We start from the raw sequence: 19,953 nt of genomic DNA, 5'->3' as shown, positions 1-19,953 counted from the left end.
CCCCACGTCCTGTTTTCGCAAGGAGTCCGCAGATGATGCTGAGCATCCTCGGCTTTGGCATGGTCATTACGTTCATGTACTTGATCATGAGCAAACGCCTGTCGCCGCTCGTCGCCCTGATCACCATCCCCATCCTGTTCGCGCTGATCGGCGGCTTCGGCGCCGGCATCGACGAGATGATGCTGGAGGGCATCAAGAAGATCGCGCCGACCGGCGTGATGCTGATGTTCGCCATCCTCTACTTCGGCGTGATGATCGACGCCGGCCTGTTCGATCCGCTGGTGCGGGTGATCCTGCGCTTCGTCAAGGGCGATCCGATGAAGATCGTGCTCGGCACCGCGGTGCTGGCGATGCTGATCTCGCTCGACGGTGATGGCTCGACCACCTACATGATCACCGTCTCGGCGATGCTGCCGCTGTACCAGCGGCTGGGCATGAACGCGCTGAACATGACCTGCGTGACCATCCTCGCCGGCGGCGTGATGAACCTGACCCCGTGGGGCGGCCCGACCGCACGCGCGGCCACCGCGCTGCACGTGGATCCGGCCGATGTGTTCGTGCCGCTGATCCCGTCGATGGTGATCGCCTGTGCCGGCGTGCTGCTGCTGGCCTGGTACCTGGGCCTGAAGGAACGGCGTCGCCTGGGCGTGGTGACCCTGCCCAAGGGCGGCAGCTGGATGGACAACAGCGTGTCCGACGACAGCAATCCGCTGCCGACGGTGGAAGACGCCGAGGACATCAAGCGTCCGAAGCTGCTGTGGGTCAACCTGGCCCTGACCGTGGCGCTGATGACCGCGCTGATCATCGGCGTGCTGCCGATGCCGGTGCTGTTCATGGTCGGCTTCGCCATCGCCCTGGTGATCAACTATCCGAACCTGGCCGAGCAGCGCCGCCGCGTGGTCAACCACGCCGGCAACGTGCTGTCGGTGGTGTCGCTGATCTTCGCCGCTGGCATCTTCACCGGCATCCTCAACAACACCGGCATGGTCGAAGCGATGTCGCACAGCTTCCTGGCGGTGATTCCGGAATCGTGGGGCCCGTACCTGGCGGTGATCACGGCGGTGGCGTCGATGCCGTTCACCTTCTTCATGTCCAACGACGCGTTCTACTTCGGCGTGCTGCCGATCCTGTCCGAGGCCGCCGGCAACTACGGCATCACCCCGGTGGAAATGGCGCGTGCCTCGCTGGCTGGCCAACCGGTGCACCTGCTCAGCCCGCTGGTGCCGTCCACCTACCTGCTGGTGGGCCTGGCCAAGGTCGAGTTCGCCGACCACCAGAAGTTCACCCTGAAGTGGGCCATCGCCATCTCGATGCTACTGATGGTCGGCAGCCTGCTGTTCGGCCTGTACCCGCTCGCGGCCTGATCCCTTACCAAAGGAGCCTTCTGCAATGACGCTTCGAATCGCTTACGTCACCAGCGGCATGGGCAGTGTCGGTACTGCCATCTGCCAGAGCCTGGCCCGCAGCGGCCACACCGTGGTTGCCGGCTGCGCGCCGAACTCGCCGCGCAAGGCCAACTGGCTGCGCGAGCAGCGCGAACAGGGCTTTGACTTCATCGCCTCCGAAGGCAACGCGACCGACTGGGCCTCGACCAGCGCGGCGTTCGCCAAGGTCCGCGCCGAAGTCGGCGAGGTGGATGTACTGGTCAACAATTCCGGCGGCAGCCGCGACCTGCTGTTCCGGCAGATGACGGTGGAAGACTGGAACGCGGTGATCGCTTCCAACCTCAATGCGCTGTTCAACCTGACCAAGCAGGTGGTCGATGGGATGGCCACGCGTGGCTGGGGCCGCATCATCAACATCGGTTCGGTCAGTGCGCACAAGGGCCAGATCGGGCAGGTGAACTACGCCACCGCCAAGGCCGCGATGCATGGCTTCAGCCGTGCGCTGGCCGCCGAAGTGGCCTCGCGCGGGGTGACCGTCAACACGCTGTCGCCGGGCTACATCGCCAGCCAGGCGATCAGCAGCTTCCCGCCGGATGTACTGGATCGGCTGGCCGCTTCGGTGCCGGTGCGCCGCCTCGGCCGCCCCGAGGAAGTGGCCGGCCTGTGCGCGTGGCTGGCCTCGGACGAAGCCTCGTACGTGACCGGCGCCGACTATCCGGTCAACGGTGGCCTGTACATGGGTTGAGCCCTCCCCCACGGAGTGCGTGGACCGCCTCCCCCACGGAGTGCGCGGGGCCGGTGAACCTTCGTTCGCGAGGGGGATCCGGCCCCTTTTTGTTTCTGCATTTCTGAGACGCACTTCCCGATACATCGGCAGAACCGGTGCTATACCTGCCAGCGCTCGCTGAGCCCGATGGATGAACGGCTGGAATCGCGGATCAAGGAGGTTGGCATGCGTGCATTGCTGATTGCGCTTCTCGTGGTCGCCACTACGCTGCTGGCGACACCGGCCCGCGCGGAGCCCCCGCCCATGCGGGTGATCACGGGTCTGGGCTGCCCCGACTGGCTGATCCCAGGCGCGCCCACGCTCGACGCGCAGATCACCGGCCATCCGGAGTGGACCTTCGCCTGGGCTCCCGCGTCCTATACCAATCGCAATCCCATCCGGATCTACATCCAGTCCTTCGACTGCGATTCCTCCGACATTGCAGGCTATTACTTCCGGATCGCAGCCATTGCCCATGAAGTGGGACACGCACTGTACTTCGAAGGTATCGCCTTGAGCACCCGAGGTGCGTTCATCCAGCACTTCTGCACCATGGAGGGGAAAGCGGTACTCAACAACCTCACCGCGCGCAGTGAGCTTCTGGTGACCAGCCTGGGGTACTACGACATCGGCGTAGCTGCATCCAACGGTCCTGGCCTCATCGCACAGGCCGATGCCGGCGGTGAAGACCTGGACCGGCGGGTAGGTAAGCTGTTCTGCGACAACAACGTAACTTCAACCACCGGCGAGAACTACAACGACTTCTACGGAAGAATCTACGATGAAGCGATCGCAGCCCGTCCCTGAACTTCTTCTGCTCCTGAGCCTGTTGGTTGCCGGTTCTGCAGCTGCAGCCACGTCCGCTGCCACTGCGGAAGAGGCGGACGCAACCTGGCGGCTCGTGGAGCGCTGGTCCTTGCAACTGGCACGCTCTGACCTTGTCGCGCAGCTGTCACCCCTGGCTCCGGCCGGCTCGCGTTCGGAAGCAAGAAGGGGCCGGGGCGACAGCGCCACCATCGATCTGGCGCCATTCGTGGTCGCTGGGAGGATCAAGGGGCCTTCTGGCCAGATCTACACCGATGCGTCGGGGCGAATCATCAAAGGCATTACGCTGTCGCTGGGCGGCGCCTGCATCTCGCGAAAGCAGATGGGTCGTCGCTACCCCGACTTCAACGTCCTTTCCGTCCCGTCAGGGCATAGCCTCGACGAGTCCACGGTGTTCGGTACGGTAGTGAACGGCATCCAGATCGGGTTCTCATTCTCCGAACATGACCGTGACTGCATGGACCAGCTCAAATTGAGCTGGCCAGGGGAGCGCTTCTGATTCCCACCGACATACCACCATGACGAACAGGTTGCAGGACGCACACCACTGCCCTGCATCGTTCGTTGGTTTTTCGTAAAGACGGTTTCATGTTCCGTTCGCATAGTGGCCATGCACCGCGCACGCGTGCCGGTGACCACCCCAAATGCAACGGACCACCATGCAGACCCGACACCTGACGATCGCCGTGGCGATCGCGCTCTCCGCCGCCGCCAGCGCCCATGCCGCCACCGCCGCCGATACCGGCGCCAGCACCGAGGCCGCGCTGAGCGCGCAGACGCTGGATACCGTCTCCGTGATCGGCCAGGGCGAGACCCGCCAGGTGCAGCGCATCACCACCGTCGACAAGCAGGTGCTGCCGCCGGGCACCAGCGGCCAGAAGATCCTCGACCGCCTGCCTGGCGTGTCGGTGCAGTCCAACGACGCCTTCGGTGCCAACGAGGAATCGCAGACCATCAGCCTGCGTGGCTTCGACAAGAGCCGCCTGGGCTACACGCTGGACGGCATCCCGCTGGGCGACAACAGCTACGGCAACTACAACGGCCTGAGCATCGCCCGCGCGATCATCGCCGAGAACCTGGCCGGTGCCGAGCTGTCGCAGGGCATCGGTTCGCTGGGCGTGGCCTCGACCAGCAACCTGGGCGGCACCATCCAGTATTTCTCGATGGACCCGTCCACCGAATTCGGTGGCCGCGCCAGCGTCACCGTCGGCGACAACAGCCAGCGCCGTGGCTACCTGCGCGTGGATACCGGCGACATCAACGGCTTCTCGGCCTATGTGTCCGGCGTGCACCAGGACCAGGACATGTGGGCCGCGCCGTACCAGAACCAGACCACCCGCCAGTTCAACGCCAAGGCGGTGTGGAATGTCGGCGACCACCGCTTCGGTGCGTTCGTGGCCACCTCGCGCGCCAGCCAGGCCAACTACGCCTACCTGTCCAAGGACATGCTGGCCCGCGGCCTGGGCTATGACTGGAACATCTATGCACCGGACTGGGATCGCGCCGTCGCCGCCGCGTACTGCGCGCCGGGCACCTACAACAAGGCGCGCTGCGCATTCAGCGGCGGCGTCAACAGCATCGACGATGCGTACTACCAGAGCCGTGCGCTGCGCGACGACAACCTGTATTCGGTGGATGCCGACCTGCGCCTGGGCGAGCAGGGCCGCCTGAAGCTGCTGGCCTATCACCACGACAACCGTGGCCAGGGCCACTGGTGGGCACCGGGCCAGCCGTCCTACCCGGGTACCGACAGGATGCTGCCGATCTCGATCCGCAGCACCAACTACACGATCAACCGCGATGGCCTGACCGCCGCGCTGTCGTGGACGGTGGGCATCCACGAACTGGAAGCCGGCCTGTGGTACGAGCAGAACGACCATAACGTGTCGCGCAACTTCTACTACATCAGCGGTCCGTTCCTGGACGACCTGTACCTGAAGAACCCGGACCGCCTGTTGTTCAACCAGGACTTCGACATCCGCACCCGCCAGTTCTACGTACAGGACCGCATGCGCTTCCTGGACCAGCGCCTGACCGTGGATGTCGGCATCAAGAGCCCCAACACCCGCATGCGCGCCACCGCCCAGCCGGGCGTGGAAACCAGCATCGCCTCGGGCACGCTGACCGCCAAGAAGTCGGTACTGCCGCAGGTGGGCCTGGGCTTCAAGCTCAACGCCAACAACGAGCTGTTCGCTTCGTACGCCGAGAACATCGCCGCCTTCGTCGGCGGTGGCAGCGGTGGCCCGCTGCAGGTGTCGCCGGAATCGTTCGCGGCCAGCGCCGGGCTGGAGCCGGAGAAGTCCAAGAGTCTGGAAGCCGGCTTCCGTACCTTCGGCGAGAAGTACCAGGCGTCGATCGCGGCCTACAACGTGAAGTTCGACAACCGCCTGCTGTCGCTGAACCCGTGCTCGAGCATCGAAGTCGGCACGCGTCCGGAGTGCGTGACGCGCTTCATCAACGTCGGTTCGGTGAAGAGCCACGGTGCGGAGCTGACCTTCATCCTCAAGCCGATCGACGGCCTGCAGTGGTACAACGCGCTGTCCTGGAACAAGACCACCTACGAGGACGACTACCTGTCCGGCGGTGCGGTGGTGCCGGTGGCCGGCAAGATCACCGTGGATACGCCGCAGCGCATGGCCTCCAGTGAAATCAGCTGGAACCGCGATGGCTTCTTCGCCAGCCTGCGAGCCAAGTACACCGGCAAGCGCTACTACACCTACACCAACGACCAGTCGGTGCCGGGCGTGACCACCTTCGACGCCGGTGCGGGCTACGATTTCGGCCCGGGCCTGGGCCTGCGCAACGTTCGGGTGTCGTTGAACGCGACCAACCTGACCAACAAGCGCTACGCCGGCCAGCTGAGCTCGTTCGCACCGACCGATCCGAAGGGCACGCGGTATGCGATCCATGCGAGCGCACCGCGGCAGTTGTTCATGACGGTGGCGGCGGAGTTCTAAATCGAAAGCGGGCGCTGCGGCGCGTTGATTGTTCCTGCATAGCGTGGGTAGGCAGGCCCATGCAGGACACGCCGTAAACCCATCCATGGGGGCTCGATCGGCGCATCCATGCGCCTCACGGTCCTGCATGGGCCTGCCTACCCACGCTGGACAGTTCCCCGCGCCGGCGCGGAGGCAATGGAAAGCAAGAGCAAGAGCAAAGAGCCGGGCACTGCCCGGCTCTTTGCTTTTCAAGCGCAATCCCTTCGGCGCGGTGATGTGCTGCCGCCCGCGCGGGAAACTGTCTGGCGGCGGTGGGGCACCCTGGCCAGGACCGTGAGGCGCATGGATGCGCCGATCGAGCCCCCATGGATGGGTTTACGGCGTGTCCTGGCCAGGGTGCCCCACCGCCGCCCAGCGATATCAATCGAGGCGCCAGCGCATCATCCCGCCAACGCATTTCATTCCGGCGCCAGCTGGTCCATCCGTATCCGGTTGGCGAACAGCGAGAACGCCAGCATGCCGGCCAGGCCGTTCGCCCGGCTCACCCAATGCGGCAGCCAGCGCGGCGGCTTCAGCACCCCCGCCTCGAACAACGGCGCGAACGCGATCGCATCGGTCAGGCTCATCTTGCCGGCGAACAACCAGCGGCAGACCTGCAGGCGGTCCTCGGCCAGCATGTGGCGGAAGAAGGTATGCACCGACACCAGGCCGCGCAGGTACACCGTGTCCTTGGTGAAGGCCAGACCGCCACTTGGCGGCACGCCGCGGAACACGCGCTGCGCCGAAGCGAAACTCTCTTCCGCGTTCTGCCCGGCATCACAGAAATAGCGGAACACTTCGATGAAATCGGCGCCTTCGCGCGCCATCGCAATCGCTTCGGTACGCAGGCTGATGCGCTTGAGGCGCTCGATGTCGATGCTGCCGGTGATCTGCTCGGCGAAGGTGGCCAGCCCTTCCTGGGTTGCCGTCACCCGCGGCGAGGACAGTGCCAGGCTCGGCAGCACCGGCTGCTCGCGGCCGTTCAGGGCGGTCAGCGAATGCACCAGCGCTTCATGGTGGAACAGCTGCGCGCGGTCGTAGGCACTGAAGCGCGCACTGGTGCGCAGGCGGATGCGGGTCGGGCCTGCAGCCGCCTTGGACACCAGTTCCGGATCCAGCTGCACCTGGATGATGCGTGATTCGAAGAAGGCGTCCAGATCGTTCTGCAGCTGCAGTTGCAGCGCGATGGCCGAGACCGGCACCTGCTCTTCCGGTGCCAGCAGTTCGTGGTCCAGCTCGGCGGCAATCTGGATGAAGTGGCGCGCCGCTTCGCGCGTGCTCGGGCCATTGCCCGGCAGCGGCTGCTCGGGGGCGCCGAACAGCTGCACCGAACAGGAGTCGACGGCAGCAGTGCCCAGCCCTTCCAGCAGCTGTGCAGCCAGGTCCCAGCTCTGCGCCGACTGCCGCACGTAGTGACCCAACGGATGGCTGTCGTCGCAGTCGGCGGCGATCGCGGCCAGTGCGCGGCGTTCTTCGCTGAAGTCCAGCTTCGGGTAATCCACCTTCGGCAGTACCGGCTGGCCACGCGCCACGCTGGCCAGGAACGGTGCCTGCACCGTTGCTGGCCAGCTGGTCAGGCCCAGCAGGCGGATGCCTCCCACGGCCTCGACCAGACGCGCATCGAGCGCTGCATGGTGGGCCACGTCACGGTCCAGCGTCGCGATCGGTTCCATGCGCGGACTATAGCGCTCTGCCCGCACGTTGGTAGGTGCCAACCTGGGTTGGCATCCGCCGAGGGCGGGCTGCGGACAGATTCGTGCCAACCAAGGTTGGCACCTACCAGGAGCGGGCAGTTGGCACCCACCCGAAGCAGGCAGACGCGGGTTCATTGCAGGGGTCAGAGCCCATTGCGGTGCAATGGGATCCGACCCCGCGATACCGATCAGCGCCGACGCGGCTTGCCTGCCGGGCGGAACTGCTGGCCCTTGCCCTTCTTGCCACCGCGTTCCTGCGCGGTCTCGGCCTGGCGCACCGCCAGCTTGGCGGCGGCGGCGGCGACTTCTTCCTTCAGCTTGAAGTAGTTCAGCAGCCGGCTCTCTTCGATCTCGCCGGCCTCGATCGCTGCACGCACGGCACAGCCCGGTTCCTGCTGGTGCTTGCAGTCGTTGAAGCGGCACTGTGCGGCCAGCGCTTCGATGTCGGCGAAGCCACCTTCGGACAGCGTCTCTTCACCGGTCGGCTTCAACTCGCGCATGCCCGGGGTGTCGATCAGGCAGGCGCCCATCGGCAACGGCATCAGCGCGCGGTGCGTGGTGGTATGGCGGCCACGTGAATCGTTGGCGCGCACTGCGTTGGTCTTCATCCGCTGCTCGCCGAGCAGGGTGTTGGTCAGCGTGGACTTGCCGGCACCGGAGGAACCGACCAGCACCACCGTGCGGCCCGGGCCCAGCCACGGCTGCAGCACCGCCACGCTGTCGGCATCCAGGCCGTTGATCGCATGCAGCGCGATGCCCTGCATCTCCAGCTCTTCCAGCACCGCCAGCGCATCCTCGCTGTACTCGGTCTGGTCGGCCTTGGTCAGCACCACTACCGGTTCGGCACCACCACCACCGACCAGCAGCAGGTAGCGCTCGATGCGGCGCGGATTGAAGTCGGCATCCAGGCCACAGACGATGAACACCGTATCGATGTTGGCGGCGATCACCTGCTGGTGATAGTGCTCGCCGGCCGCACCGCGCTTGATCGCGGTACGCCGCGGCAGCAGGGCGACGATGCGGATGCCGTCGAGCAATACCCAGTCACCTACCGCCGGCCGTTCATGGCTGGGGAAGCGCGGGCGCTGCCATTCCGGCAGCGACTCGGCCTTGATCGACGCATCCGGGCCATCGGCCACCACATAGTGGGTGCGGTGCTGTTCGATCACCCGCGCCGGGCGGGCCTGCGGGTGAGCGGCCATGGCGGCCTGCCAGTCGGCCTGCTGCGCCGGGCCCGGCCAGGGCCAGCCGATGGTCTGCAGGGCGATGAAATCGGGGGTCTGGGTCATCACTGCCATTCTACCTGTGCCGGCGCCCTGCCAGCCCAGCATTGACGGGGCCCGAGCCCTTGCCATGCATTGCAGCAATTCCGGTAGGATGGAAGCCCCATGCCTTTTGACGGCCCAGCTCCCATGTCCACCAACTCGCCCAAGCCCCTGGCCATCCGCGAGCGCCTTTCCGAAGTGCGCTACGAAATCCGCGGAGAACTGGCGCGGCGAGCCCGGGAGCTGGAGGCGCAGGGCCGCAAGCTGATCAAGCTCAACATCGGCAACCCCGGCGCCTTCGGCTTCCGTGCGCCTGAGCACCTGCAGCGCGCGATCGCCGATGACATGGGCCGCACCGACCCGTACACCCACCAGCAGGGCCTGCCGGTGGCACGTGAAGCCATCGCGGCGTACTACGCCCGCCGTGGCGCGCCCGATGCCCATCCGGACCGCGTCTTCCTCGGCAATGGCGTCAGCGAACTGATCGACCTGTCGCTGCGTGCGCTGCTCAATCCCGGCGACGAAGTGCTGGTGCCCTCGCCGGACTATCCGCTCTGGTCGGCCTCGACCATCCTCAACGATGGCCGCCCGGTGTACTACCGCTGCGCACCGGAGAACGGCTTCCAGCCGGACCCGAGCGAGATCGAGACGCTGGTGTCCTCGCGCACCCGCGCCATCGTGCTGATCAACCCGAACAACCCCAGCGGCGCCAGCTACCCGCGCGAACTGCTGGAGCGCGTGGTGGAGATCGCGCGCCGCCACAACCTGTTGCTGCTGGTCGACGAGATCTACGACCAGATCCTGTACGACGACGCGGTGTTCCAGCCGGTCGCACCGCTGGCCGGTGATCATCCGTGCCTGACCTTCAGCGGCCTGAGCAAGGTGCACCGCGCCTGCGGCTGGCGCGTGGGCTGGGCCCACCTCAGCGGCGATGATGCCCGCCTGGGTGACTTCCGCGCGGCGCTGGACCTGCTCGGTGCGCTGCGCCTGTGCGCCAATGTGCCGGGCCAGTACGCCATCGAGGCCGCGGTGAACGGCCCGGACACCATTTCCGAGCTGTGCACGCCGGGCGGTCGCCTGTATGAAACCCGCCGCGCGGTGATCGAGGCCTGCGAAGCCAGCGAGCACCTGTCGCTGGTCGCTCCCGCCGGTGCGCTGTACGCGTTCCCGGCCGTGGTCGGCGCTGCGGCGAAGGGCTTCGACGACCACAACTTCGCGCTGGACCTGATGAACAACGAGGGCGTGCTGGTGGTGCCGGGCTCGAGCTTCAACGTGCCCTACCGCCACCATTTCCGCGTGACCCTGATGCCGGAAGCCTCGGTGATGCGCGATGTATTCGCGCGCATTGACCGTGCCCTGGCCCGCCGTGCCGAGGACGCGACCAAGGTCGTGCCGCTGAAGCCACGCCGCTCGGTGGCCTGAGTGGTGGCGCTGTCCTACCTGGCACTGGGTGACTCGTACACCATTGGTGAAGCGGTTGCAGTCGAAGGCCGCTGGCCGCACCAGCTGGCCACCGCGCTGCGTGCGCAGGGCATTGAGCTGTCCGATCCGCAGACCATTGCGACCACCGGCTGGACCACCGACGAGCTCGATGCGGGCATCGATGCAGCCGCGCCGCAGGGGCCGTTCGATTTCGTCAGCCTGCTGATCGGCGTCAACAACCAGTACCGCGGGCGTCCACTGGACGAATACCGCAGCCAGTTCCAGGCCCTGCTGCAGCGGGCGATCGGCTTCGCTGGTGGTGATGCCGGCCGCGTGCTGGTGCTGTCCTTCCCCGATTGGGGTGCGACCCCGTTCGGCGCCAGCAGTGGCCGCGACCTGGCCGCCATCGAGATCGAGACCGACGAGTTCAACGCGGCTGCCGAGGTGATCAGCACCCAGCAGGGGGTGGCCTTCGTCGACATCACCGATATCAGCCGTGACCACGGTGACGACCCGGCGATGATTGCCGAGGACGGCCTGCATCCTTCGGCGCGGATGTACGCGCTGTGGAGCGCGCGCGCCCTGCCGGTGGCCGCGCACCTGCTTGGCGGCACGGACTGAGGCGATGGACGGCACGCCACGGACTGGCACGCCCCTGCCCTGCACTCCCCTGGCGGCCCCGCAAGCCCGCTTGATCGCCGACGCATTCCGGCCGGCGCAGGTCTGGGGGAGCCGCCGCGACTACTACTACACACGCGGCAAACTTGGCAGCGATCCGCTGTACGACGGCGTGCTGCAGCATCTGCCTGACGATGGGCAGCCGGTGCTGGACCTGGGTTGCGGCCTCGGCCTGTTCGCCCATGTGCTGCGCCAGCGCGGCGGTAGCCAGCGCTACCTGGGCCTGGACGTGGATGCCGGCAAGATCGCGCGTGCCAGGCGTGCAGCCGCCGACCTGCCCGATGTGCACTTCGACTGCCTGGATGTGCAGGCGCCGCTGCCGGCCCAATCCGGGCACGTCCTGCTGCTGGACGTACTGCAGTATCTGGACGCGGGGCCGCAACAGGCGCTGCTGCACGCGGCAAGCACACGGGTGGCCCCGGGTGGTCGCCTGCTGCTGCGCACGCCGCTGGCCACCGGCGACAGCCGCGACCGCACCACGCGGGTGGCTGACCGGCTGGCCTGGCTGGTCGGCTGGATGGGCACACGGCCGCGTCACTACCCCGATCCACAGGTACTGCAGGCGACGCTGACCGAAGCTGGATTGCAGGTGACTGCACCCCGGCCGTTGCACGGGCGTACCCCGTTCAACAGCTGGCTGCTGGTGGCCGAACGCCCTTCGTTGTAGCGCCGAGCTCACGCCCGGCTGCCCTCCGACGTCTTCCGGTGCTGCGCACCGCCGCCCGAGCATCGGCTCGGGCGCTACAGGATGATCGCCAGCCCTTGTAGAGCCGAGCCCATGCTCGGCTGCCTCAAGCGACCAGAACCCTGGGTTACAGGGCCGGCAGTTGCGCCTTCAGGCCACGCTCGTCCAGCGCCTGCAGCACGCGCTCGATGATCGACAGGTTGTGACCGTGGGCAGCCCCCTCATGCAGCAGCACGATGGCGCCCGGGCGCAGGTCGGGCAGCAGCCGATCGAGCACGCCCTGCGCCGTGCAGTCGATGCCGTCGAAGCCGCGCGCACTCCAGCCCACCCGGACCAGCCCCAACCGCTGCAGCACCGGCGCCACGAACGGATTGGTCATGCCCACCACCGAGCGGTACCAGCGCACCGGCTGGCCACCCAGGGTCTGCAATGCATGCTGGCAACCCTCGATCTCGGCGCGCATCGCGGCCGGGCCCAGCCGCCAGAAGCGTGCCTGCGGATGGCTGTGGCTGTGATTGCCGAGGTCGTGGCCACGGCGCAGGATCTCGGCTACCAGTTCCGGCTGCGCCAGCGCACGTTCGCCCACCAGGAAGAAGGTGGCGCGCGCCTGGTGGCGGTCCAGCAGGTCGAGCACGGCGCGGGTTTCCGGGCCGGGGCCGTCATCGATCGTCAGCCATACCGTGTTGCCGGCCTCCGGCAGCCGGCTCAGCACCGGCGCATAGAAGCGGCTGTTGGGCAGGAACACCGGCACCATGAACAGCGCATGGCTGGCCACCATCAGTGGCAGCCCCCAGTGCCAGCCGGCCAGGGCCCAGACCAGGATCACGGCCAGCTGCGACGCCACCAGCCAGGGCAGCCAGCGCCAGGGGCGGGCCGGGATGCGATGCAATGTTCCTGCGTTGCTCATCCCCCATGATGCCATGGGGGTTAGAATTGATGATTCGAATTCCCGGAACCCCGACGTCCATGTCCCTCGATCCCGCCCTGCGTTCGCGCATCGAATCCATCCTCAACGCCAACCGCGTCGTGCTGTTCATGAAGGGCCAGCCGTCGATGCCGCAGTGCGGCTTCTCGGCCAAGGCCGTGGGCGCCCTGCAGGACCTCGGCGTCGAGTTCGCCCACGTCAACGTGCTGGCCGACCAGGAAATCCGTGAAGGCATCAAGGCCTATGGCGACTGGCCGACCATCCCGCAGCTGTACATCGACGGCGAACTGGTCGGCGGCAGCGACATCGTGCTGCAGATGGCCGCCAGCGGCGAGCTGAGCAGCGTGCTGGGCCTGGCTGCGCCGGACCGTACCCCGCCGAGCATCACCGTCACCCCGGCCGCCGTGGAAATGCTCAAGGGTGCGCTGGCCGATGCTCCGGGCGCTGCCCTGCAGCTGTCCATCGACGCCGGTTTCCAGCCGAACTTCCAGCTGGCCCCGCACGACGAAGGCGCGATTGCCGCCGAGTCCAACGGCCTGCGCGTGCAGTTCGACCTGGCCAGCGCGCGTCGCGCCAACGGCATCACCATCGACTGGGTGGACGACATCCGCGGCAAGGGCCTGGCGATCGACAACCCGAATGCGCCCAAGCCGGTGCAGGAAATCAGCGTGCGTGATGCCGACGACCTGGTGCGTGCCGGCAACATCACCCTGGTGGACGTGCGCCCGGCTGACGAGCGCGCCATCGCAGCCGTCGGCGTGCCGTTCAAGAGCTTCGACGGCAACGGCCGCGCCGCGCTGGAAGCTCTGCCGAAGGACACCGCACTGGCCTTCATGTGCCACCACGGTGGCCGCAGCGCGCAGGCCGCCGAGCAGTTCCGCGCCCTGGGCTTCACCAAGGTCTTCAACGTCACCGGCGGCATCAACGCCTGGTCGGAAGACGTCGACAACGGCGTGCCGAAGTACTGATCGGCACCGAAAAAGGGGACGGAGGGGATTAAGTCGTTTGTGGCAAAAACGACTTAATCCCCTCCGTCCCCTTTTTCTTAGCCGGCGAAACCGCCTTCGGCCAGGTAATCCAGTTCTTCCGGCGAGGGAATGCGACCCAGCACGGCGTTGCGATGCGGGAAACGGCCGAAGCGGCGGATGATGTCGCGATGCAGTTCGGCGTACTGCAGGTATTCCTTGTCACCCAGCACGTCGAACATCGCCACCGAGCGGTCCTGGTCCAACGGGTCCTCGGAGTGCTCGAACGGCAGGTAGATGAAGGCACGCAGCTTCGGCACCAGCTGCAGGTCCAGGCCTTCCTCGATCGCGCGCATGGCGTAGTGCCGCGCCAGGCCATCGGTGGCGTAGGAATGGGCGGTACCGCGGAAGCAGTTGCGCGGAAACTGGTCCAGCAGCAGCATCAAGGCGAGTGCGCCCTCGGCGCTGCCCAGCCAATGCTCGCGCGCGCGCGACGCCGCAGCGAAATGCTCGTCCAGAAACAACTGGCGGAACTGCGCGTCGAACGCATCGTCGCGGGCGAACCACTTCGCCGGGCCCGCCTCCTTCCAGAAATCCACCACTTGCGCGGCAACGTCCATCACCTACTCCCCAGGGCCGGCGCGCTGCGCGCGGCCATCATCATCATTCGTCGAAGCGCAGGTGGCGGACCGACTTGCCGTTGCGCCGGATAAGCTTAAGCGCCTCGATACCGATCTGGATATGGTTTTCCACGAACTGGGAGCTGACCTTGGCATCGGAGGCCTCGGTCTTGACCCCGTCGGGGATCATCGGCTGGTCCGAGACCAGCAGCAGCGCGCCACTGGGGATGTGGTTGGCGAAGCCGGCGGCGAACACCGTGGCCGTTTCCATGTCGATGGCCATGCAGCGCATCGCCCGCAGGCGCTCCTTGAAGGCCTCGTCGTGCTCCCAGACCCGGCGGTTGGTGGTGTAGACGGTGCCGGTCCAGTAATCGTGGCCGAGGTCGCGGATCATGGTCGAGACCGCACGCTGCAGCGCGAAAGCCGGCAGCGCTGGCACTTCCGGCGGCAGGTAGTCACCCGAGGTGCCCTCGCCGCGGATCGCCGCGATCGGCAGCACCAGGTCGCCCAGCTGGTTCTTGCGTTTGAGACCACCGCACTTGCCCAGGAACAACACGGCCTTGGGCATCACCGCCGACAGCAGGTCCATGATGATCGCGGCATTGGGGCTGCCCATGCCGAAGTTGATCATGGTGATGCCATCGATGGTGGCACTGGCCATCGGCCGGTCCAGGCCGATGACGGGCGCGCCGGTCAGCTCCGAAAAGGTATGCAGGTAGCCGCCGAAGTTGGTCAGCAGGATGTGCTGGCCGAACTGGTCGAGGGGCACGCCGGTATAGCGTGGCAGCCAGTTGTCGACAATTTCCTGCTTGCTCTTCATGGCGGGGAACCGGTACGGCGGGGGGACCGGCTATTTTCGGTCAGCGGGGCGGTGCCGTCGAGCCGCCGTCGGCCAGCCTGTGAAGAAGGTCACTTGGCAACGCCCCGCCGCCCGGCTAGCGTCGGCGGCTGGATCACGCTGCAAGGGGAACTGCATGGCATCGACGTTGTTGCGCGCCGGGGTGGCACTGGCGCTGCTTTCATTGAGCACGGCACCGGCGGTGGGCGCCTCGCGCTTCGTCGCCGATCCCTACCCAAGCACCTACCAGGCGCATCCCGATGCGCCGGTGCTGATCCAGAACGCCACCGTGCTGACCGGCACCGGCCAGCGCCTGGACAATGCCGACGTGCTGCTGCGCGACGGTCGCATCGTCGCCGTCGGCCGCCAGCTGCAGACCGACGCCGGTGTCACCCGCATCGATGCGCAGGGCAAGTGGGTCACGCCGGGCCTGATCGACGTGCACTCGCACCTGGGCGTGTACCCCAGCCCCGGCGTTGGCGCGCACAGCGACGGCAACGAGATGACCGCACCGGTCACCGCCAACGTCTGGGCCGAGCACTCGGTGTGGCCGCAGGACCCGGGCTTCGCCACCGCGCTGGCCGGCGGCGTGACCAGCATGCAGGTGCTGCCGGGCTCGGCCAACCTGGTGGGTGGCCGCGGCGTGACCCTCAAGAACGTACCCGCGGTGACCTACCAGGCGATGAAGTTCCCCGGTGCACCGTGGGGCCTGAAAATGGCCTGCGGCGAGAACCCCAAGCGCGTCTATGGCGAAGGCAAGGGCGTTGCACCCGCCACGCGCATGGGCAACGTGGCCGGCTACCGCGCCGCCTTCATCGATGCCGCCGACTACATCGCCAAGAACAAGCCGAAGCCAGCCAAGCGCAAGGGCTGGTTCGGCAGTGACAAGGGCGACAGCGCCGGTGATGCCGGCGGCAAGCGCGATCTCAAGCTGGACACGCTGGCCGGCGCGATCGAAGGCGACATCCGCGTGCACATCCACTGCTACCGCGCCGACGAGATGGCCACCATGCTCGACCTGGCCAAGGAGTTCGGTTTCAAGGTCGCTGCGTTCCACCACGGCGTGGAGGCCTACAAGCTGGCCGACCGGCTGGCCGCCGACGGCGTCTGCGGTGCGCTGTGGGCCGACTGGTGGGGCTTCAAGATGGAAGCCTTCGACGGCATCCCGGAGAACATCGCGCTGGTCGACCGGCCGAAGAACAGCTGCGCCATCGTCCACTCCGATTCACCCGAGGGCATCCAGCGCCTGAACCAGGAAGCGGCCAAGGTGATGGCGTCCGCGCGCCGCGCGCGCATGCCGGAGATCACGCCCGAACACGCCATCACCTGGATGACCGCCAACGCCGCCAAGGCGCTGGGCATTGAAGGCCAGACCGGCACCCTGGAAGCCGGCAAGATGGCCGATGTGGTGGTCTGGAACGGCAACCCCTTCAGTTCGTATGCGCTGGCCGAGCAGGTCTTCATTGATGGCCGCAGGTTGTACGACCGCAGTGCACCGGCAGCGACGCCGCGTTCCGATTTCCAGCTTGGCCAGGAGGTGCGCTGATGGTGGTGCTCAAGCGATTGGCGCAGTCTGCCGCGAAGGGCAGCCGAGCATGGCTCGGCGCTACTGTCATGGTGTTGGCCTGCATCTCCACATCCGCGCAGGCACAGGACCTGCTGGTGCGCAACGCAACGGTGCACACCGCCAGCGCACGTGGCAGCCTGCAGAACGCGGACGTGCTGGTGCAGGGCGGCATCATCCGTGCGGTGGGCAATGGCCTGTCGGCGCCGGCCGGCGCCAGCGTGGTCGAGGCCAATGGCCGTCCCCTGACACCGGCACTGTTTGGTGGCATCACCGAAACCGGTATCGAAGAGGTCTCGGGTGAATCAAGCACGGTGGACAGTTCGTTGAAGCTCGGTGAGCAGCCGCTGCGCCCGGAATTCGACGTCACGCTCGCCTACAACCCGGCCTCGGTGCTGATTCCGGTCACGCGCCTGGAAGGCATCGGCTTCACTGCGCTGGGCGCTGCCACCGGCGGTGGTTTCGTCGCCGGCCAGGGCGGCGTGATGCGGCTCGATGGCAGCACCGATCCGATCGGCCCGCGTGCCCTGTTCCTGCGCATCGGCGCGGCAGCCTCCGAACTGACCGGGCATTCGCGCGCCGCGCAATGGATGCTGTTGCAGCAGATGATCGACGAAGCACGCGGCCAGGTGGCTGCGGACTCGCCGCACGCGCTGCTGACGCCGGCTGGACGCCGCACACTCAGTCGCTACCTGGCCGGCCAGGGCCGCATCGTGGTGGAGGTGGATCGCGCCGCCGACATCCGCCAGCTGCTGCGCTGGGCCACCCGCGAAAAGGTGAAGATCGCCATCGCCGGTGCCAGCGAAGCCTGGCAGGTGGCCCCGGAGCTGGCCGCCGCGCACGTGCCGGTGTTCGTCGACGTGCTGGCCAACCTGCCGGCGAGCTTCGACCAGCTCGGCGCCACCCTGGAAAACGCCGCGCGCCTGCAGCGTGCCGGCGTGGCGGTTTCCTTCGTGCAGCGCGGTGACGCCACCCACAACGCGCGCAAGATGCGCCAGCTGGCCGGCAACGCGGTGGCCAACGGTCTGCCGTGGGCCGATGGCCTGGCTGGGCTGACCCGGGTGCCTGCACAGGCATTCGGGGTGGCCGACCAGATCGGCAGCATCGAGCCGGGCAAGCGCGCCGACCTGGTGCTGTGGGAGGGCGATCCGCTGGACGTGGTGCACTATGCCGAGCAGGTCTGGCTGGGCGGCCGTGCGATGCCGATGCGCTCGCGCCAGACCGAACTGCGTGACCGCTACCTGCAGCGCAACGCGCAGCCCTGACCGCACACGAGGACACACCGATGGCGACGCTGCGCTGGTACTTCGACTTCATCTCTCCGTACTCCTACCTGCACTGGCAGAAGCTGAAGCGGCTGCCGCAGTTCGCGCAGATCCAGACCGTACCGATCGCCTTCGGTGCGGTGCTGCACCACCTGGGCAACCTGGGGCCAGCCGAGATCCCGGCCAAGCGCCGCTTCATCTACCGCCAGCTGCTGTGGACCGCACAGGCCGAGGGCACACCGCTGCGGTTCCCACCGGGCCATCCGTTCAACCCGTTGTCCGCCCTGCGCCTGTGCCTGGCCGCCGGCGCCAGCGTGCAGGCGGTGGACGTCCTGTTCGACTGGATCTGGCGCGACGGCAACGCGGCCGACAGCCCTGACGCCCTGCGCGAACCTGCTGCGCAGCTGGGTATCGAGGATGTCGCCAGCGCCATCGCCGACCCGGCGGTGAAGGAGCAGCTGCGCCGCAACACCGAGGCCGCGATCAGCGCCGGCGTGTTCGGTGTGCCGACCCTGGCGATCGACGATGAACTGTTCTGGGGCAACGATGCGCACCCGCTGATGGCTGCCGTTCTGGCCGATCCTGACCTGCTGCAGCAGCCCGAATGGCAACGGCTGGCCACCCTGCCAGTGGCGGTGCAGCGCAATCGCTGAACAGGGCGTGGCGCGTTTCCCTCGCGCGCCACGCCGGGTTTTGAGATAGATTTCACGTTTCCGAACCTACAACCGCCCTGGAGGGGGAGCCGCGGATGCGCATCGGAATCGTCGTCGACTCGGCCTGCGACCTGCCACAGGACTTCATCGCCGAGCACAACATCGTGCTGCTGCCGATCACCGTACGCATCGGCGAAGCCGTGCTCGCCGATCACCGCGATGAGCAGGCTACCCTCAGCTTCCTGCACGCGCACGTGGCCGAGCACGGCGCTGAAGCGGAGACCATCCCCTTCAGCGTCAACCAGATCCGCGACCTGTTCCTGCAGCAGCTGGTGATCGATTACGACCACGTGTTCTGCATGACCATCACCAAGACCCGCAGCCCGATCCATGACAACGCGCTGCAGGCCAGCTTCGCCATCCTCAACGACTACAAGCCGGTTCGGCAGGCGGCGGGCTACAACTCGCCATTCGCGCTGCGCGTGCTCGACACCCAGAACCTGTTCGCCGCGCAGGCGGTAACCGCGGTGGAAGCGGTACGCCTGCGCGACAGCAATGCCAGCGTGCAGCAGATCCGCGAACGGCTGGAAGAACTGGCCAGCAACGTGCACGGCTACATGGTCACCCGCGACCTGTACTACATGCGCGCGCGTGCACGGCACAAGGGCGACCGCAGCGTCGGCCTGCTCAGCGCCGCGCTGGGCAGTGCCCTGGACATCAAGCCGGTGCTGCATGGGTACCGGGGCGAGACCGGACCGGTGGCCAAGATCAAGGGTTTCGACAACGCCGTGCAGAAACTGTTTTCGGTGGTCGGCCAGCGCGTGCGTGCCGGGCTGATGACGCCGACGGTCTGCGTCAGCTACGGCGGTGAGCTGGACGAATTGCGCAGCCTTCCCGGCTACGCCCAGTTGAAGGAGGTCTGCGCCAGCCATGGCGTGACCGTGTACGAATCGGTGATGAGCCTGACCGGCATGGTCAACGTCGGCAAGGGCGCGGTCACCGTGGGCTTCGCCGATGGGCCGCATCGGTTCGAGTAAGGCCCCAGCGCGGCGCGGATCTGCACATCGATTCCACCGCGGTTGTGCCAGTCTTCCCGCACTTCAAGGAGAACTCCATGCCTGCGCAGTACCACATCAGCCTGCCCGATCCCTCCAAGGCCCGCGGCAACGACCCTGACCTGTCCTTCCATTCGCAGGGCGCCGCCGGTTTTGCCGAAGAGCTGCAGGACGCCCTGCGCAGCGGCACGCTGTTCGAGCGCTGGAAGGCCAAGCAGCCCGACCCGGATGCGGTGGAACCGCAGTGGGGCGTGACCGATCCGGATGCCACCGTGACCGGCGAACAGAAGGACCTGCGCATCAACCTTGTGGCCACCACGCGCATCGACAGCGATGTGTTCAAGCAGCGCCTGCGCCTGCTGGCCGGCAG

19 protein-coding genes are annotated in these 19,953 nt (G+C 67.0%); 14 read left to right on the top strand and 5 right to left on the bottom strand.

Translation table 11 applies throughout. From position 1 onward, the window contains the following. Positions 1 to 35 precede the first annotated feature (35 nt). The 5 genes from N5D91_RS14260 (at position 36) to N5D91_RS14240 (ending at position 5,933) form a co-directional block, all read left to right on the top strand. Complete coding sequence (locus N5D91_RS14260) at positions 36 to 1,364, top strand: CitMHS family transporter (RefSeq protein WP_012481220.1); 1,329 nt, start codon at positions 36 to 38, stop codon at positions 1,362 to 1,364. A gap of 25 nt (positions 1,365 to 1,389) precedes the next feature. Next, positions 1,390 to 2,130: an acetoacetyl-CoA reductase gene (gene phbB, locus N5D91_RS14255; protein ID WP_005419193.1), complete on the top strand. Its 741-nt coding sequence runs from the start codon at positions 1,390 to 1,392 to the stop codon at positions 2,128 to 2,130. 207 nt (positions 2,131 to 2,337) lie between these two features. After that, positions 2,338 to 2,958: a hypothetical protein gene (locus N5D91_RS14250; protein ID WP_228756285.1), complete on the top strand. Its 621-nt coding sequence runs from the start codon at positions 2,338 to 2,340 to the stop codon at positions 2,956 to 2,958. Next, positions 2,933 to 3,475: a hypothetical protein gene (locus N5D91_RS14245; protein ID WP_110713604.1), complete on the top strand. Its 543-nt coding sequence runs from the start codon at positions 2,933 to 2,935 to the stop codon at positions 3,473 to 3,475. Before N5D91_RS14250 ends, N5D91_RS14245 begins: the two co-directional genes overlap by 26 nt. Positions 3,476 to 3,635: 160 nt before the next feature. Then, positions 3,636 to 5,933: a TonB-dependent receptor gene (locus N5D91_RS14240; protein ID WP_164162879.1), complete on the top strand. Its 2,298-nt coding sequence runs from the start codon at positions 3,636 to 3,638 to the stop codon at positions 5,931 to 5,933. 440 nt (positions 5,934 to 6,373) lie between these two features. Here the strand turns inward: N5D91_RS14240 and N5D91_RS14235 are convergent, their stop codons facing one another. Both N5D91_RS14235 and rsgA read right to left on the bottom strand, forming a co-directional pair. After that, positions 6,374 to 7,627, bottom strand: a complete 1,254-nt coding sequence (locus N5D91_RS14235) for a flavohemoglobin expression-modulating QEGLA motif protein (protein WP_110713608.1) — start codon at positions 7,625 to 7,627, stop codon at positions 6,374 to 6,376. Positions 7,628 to 7,836: 209 nt separating this feature from the next. Beyond that, the gene (gene rsgA, locus N5D91_RS14230) at positions 7,837 to 8,946 is read right to left on the bottom strand and encodes a ribosome small subunit-dependent GTPase A (protein WP_110713610.1); all 1,110 of its coding nucleotides are present in this window, start codon (positions 8,944 to 8,946) and stop codon (positions 7,837 to 7,839) included. Between the two features lie 114 nt (positions 8,947 to 9,060). Between rsgA and N5D91_RS14225 the strand changes: the two genes are divergently transcribed. Genes N5D91_RS14225 through N5D91_RS14215 form a run of 3 tightly spaced genes read left to right on the top strand, consistent with a single transcriptional unit; the run spans position 9,061 to position 11,680 of the window. After that, on the top strand, positions 9,061 to 10,335 hold the full coding sequence (locus N5D91_RS14225) for a pyridoxal phosphate-dependent aminotransferase (RefSeq protein ID WP_110713611.1): 1,275 nt from the start codon (positions 9,061 to 9,063) through the stop codon (positions 10,333 to 10,335). 3 nt (positions 10,336 to 10,338) lie between these two features. After that, positions 10,339 to 10,956, top strand: a complete 618-nt coding sequence (locus N5D91_RS14220; protein ID WP_180854350.1) for an SGNH/GDSL hydrolase family protein — start codon at positions 10,339 to 10,341, stop codon at positions 10,954 to 10,956. A gap of 4 nt (positions 10,957 to 10,960) precedes the next feature. Next, on the top strand, positions 10,961 to 11,680 hold the full coding sequence (locus tag N5D91_RS14215) for a class I SAM-dependent methyltransferase (protein WP_153854489.1): 720 nt from the start codon (positions 10,961 to 10,963) through the stop codon (positions 11,678 to 11,680). Between the two features lie 145 nt (positions 11,681 to 11,825). On the opposite strand, the gene N5D91_RS14210 is transcribed toward N5D91_RS14215, so the two are convergent. After that, positions 11,826 to 12,605 carry a polysaccharide deacetylase family protein gene (locus N5D91_RS14210; RefSeq protein ID WP_180854351.1) on the bottom strand — a complete coding sequence of 260 codons (780 nt, stop codon included), beginning with the start codon at positions 12,603 to 12,605 and terminating at the stop codon, positions 11,826 to 11,828. Between the two features lie 59 nt (positions 12,606 to 12,664). Here N5D91_RS14210 and grxD point away from each other — a divergent pair, with 59 nt between their 5' ends. Further along, a complete protein-coding gene (grxD, locus tag N5D91_RS14205; protein WP_049421809.1) occupies positions 12,665 to 13,591 on the top strand; it encodes a Grx4 family monothiol glutaredoxin in 927 nt (308 codons plus the stop codon). A 77-nt stretch (positions 13,592 to 13,668) separates the two neighbouring features. Here the strand turns inward: grxD and N5D91_RS14200 are convergent, their stop codons facing one another. Then, positions 13,669 to 14,208: a DUF924 family protein gene (locus N5D91_RS14200; protein ID WP_110713615.1), complete on the bottom strand. Its 540-nt coding sequence runs from the start codon at positions 14,206 to 14,208 to the stop codon at positions 13,669 to 13,671. 43 nt (positions 14,209 to 14,251) lie between these two features. Beyond that, complete coding sequence (locus N5D91_RS14195) at positions 14,252 to 15,028, bottom strand: AMP nucleosidase (RefSeq protein ID WP_005414446.1); 777 nt, start codon at positions 15,026 to 15,028, stop codon at positions 14,252 to 14,254. A 154-nt stretch (positions 15,029 to 15,182) separates the two neighbouring features. Here N5D91_RS14195 and N5D91_RS14190 point away from each other — a divergent pair, with 154 nt between their 5' ends. The 5 genes from N5D91_RS14190 to N5D91_RS14170 all read left to right on the top strand — a co-directional run. Next, positions 15,183 to 16,592: an amidohydrolase gene (locus N5D91_RS14190; RefSeq protein ID WP_153854492.1), complete on the top strand. Its 1,410-nt coding sequence runs from the start codon at positions 15,183 to 15,185 to the stop codon at positions 16,590 to 16,592. After that, positions 16,592 to 17,875, top strand: a complete 1,284-nt coding sequence (locus N5D91_RS14185; protein WP_180854352.1) for an amidohydrolase family protein — start codon at positions 16,592 to 16,594, stop codon at positions 17,873 to 17,875. The genes N5D91_RS14190 and N5D91_RS14185 overlap by 1 nt, the downstream gene beginning before the upstream one ends. A gap of 20 nt (positions 17,876 to 17,895) precedes the next feature. Further along, on the top strand, positions 17,896 to 18,528 hold the full coding sequence (locus N5D91_RS14180) for a 2-hydroxychromene-2-carboxylate isomerase (protein WP_110713620.1): 633 nt from the start codon (positions 17,896 to 17,898) through the stop codon (positions 18,526 to 18,528). A 95-nt stretch (positions 18,529 to 18,623) separates the two neighbouring features. Beyond that, positions 18,624 to 19,565, top strand: coding sequence for a DegV family protein (locus N5D91_RS14175; protein ID WP_164162269.1), 942 nt, complete (start codon positions 18,624 to 18,626; stop codon positions 19,563 to 19,565). A 77-nt stretch (positions 19,566 to 19,642) separates the two neighbouring features. After that, positions 19,643 to 19,953, top strand: a 311-nt coding sequence (locus N5D91_RS14170) for a hypothetical protein (protein ID WP_279922696.1), incomplete at its 3' end; no start/stop codon positions are given.

Source organism: Stenotrophomonas sp. GD03794, assembly GCF_029842145.1.
Lineage (GTDB): Bacteria > Pseudomonadota > Gammaproteobacteria > Xanthomonadales > Xanthomonadaceae > Stenotrophomonas > Stenotrophomonas riyadhensis.
This window is presented reverse-complemented; position numbering and strand designations above follow the sequence as displayed.

Bases quoted from the DNA above. Each gene is read 5' to 3' on its own strand.
- N5D91_RS14260 (WP_012481220.1), top strand. From the start codon at position 36: ATGCTGAGCATCCTCGGCTTTGGCATGGTCATTACGTTCATGTACTTG.
- phbB (WP_005419193.1), top strand. From the start codon at position 1,390: ATGACGCTTCGAATCGCTTACGTCACCAGCGGCATGGGCAGTGTCGGT.
- N5D91_RS14250 (WP_228756285.1), top strand. From the start codon at position 2,338: ATGCGTGCATTGCTGATTGCGCTTCTCGTGGTCGCCACTACGCTGCTG.
- N5D91_RS14245 (WP_110713604.1), top strand. From the start codon at position 2,933: ATGAAGCGATCGCAGCCCGTCCCTGAACTTCTTCTGCTCCTGAGCCTG.
- N5D91_RS14240 (WP_164162879.1), top strand. From the start codon at position 3,636: ATGCAGACCCGACACCTGACGATCGCCGTGGCGATCGCGCTCTCCGCC.
- N5D91_RS14235 (WP_110713608.1), bottom strand. From the start codon at position 7,627: ATGGAACCGATCGCGACGCTGGACCGTGACGTGGCCCACCATGCAGCG.
- rsgA (WP_110713610.1), bottom strand. From the start codon at position 8,946: ATGGCAGTGATGACCCAGACCCCCGATTTCATCGCCCTGCAGACCATC.
- N5D91_RS14225 (WP_110713611.1), top strand. From the start codon at position 9,061: ATGTCCACCAACTCGCCCAAGCCCCTGGCCATCCGCGAGCGCCTTTCC.
- N5D91_RS14215 (WP_153854489.1), top strand. From the start codon at position 10,961: ATGGACGGCACGCCACGGACTGGCACGCCCCTGCCCTGCACTCCCCTG.
- N5D91_RS14210 (WP_180854351.1), bottom strand. From the start codon at position 12,605: ATGAGCAACGCAGGAACATTGCATCGCATCCCGGCCCGCCCCTGGCGC.
- grxD (WP_049421809.1), top strand. From the start codon at position 12,665: ATGTCCCTCGATCCCGCCCTGCGTTCGCGCATCGAATCCATCCTCAAC.
- N5D91_RS14200 (WP_110713615.1), bottom strand. From the start codon at position 14,208: ATGGACGTTGCCGCGCAAGTGGTGGATTTCTGGAAGGAGGCGGGCCCG.
- N5D91_RS14195 (WP_005414446.1), bottom strand. From the start codon at position 15,028: ATGAAGAGCAAGCAGGAAATTGTCGACAACTGGCTGCCACGCTATACC.
- N5D91_RS14190 (WP_153854492.1), top strand. From the start codon at position 15,183: ATGGCATCGACGTTGTTGCGCGCCGGGGTGGCACTGGCGCTGCTTTCA.
- N5D91_RS14185 (WP_180854352.1), top strand. From the start codon at position 16,592: ATGGTGGTGCTCAAGCGATTGGCGCAGTCTGCCGCGAAGGGCAGCCGA.
- N5D91_RS14180 (WP_110713620.1), top strand. From the start codon at position 17,896: ATGGCGACGCTGCGCTGGTACTTCGACTTCATCTCTCCGTACTCCTAC.
- N5D91_RS14175 (WP_164162269.1), top strand. From the start codon at position 18,624: ATGCGCATCGGAATCGTCGTCGACTCGGCCTGCGACCTGCCACAGGAC.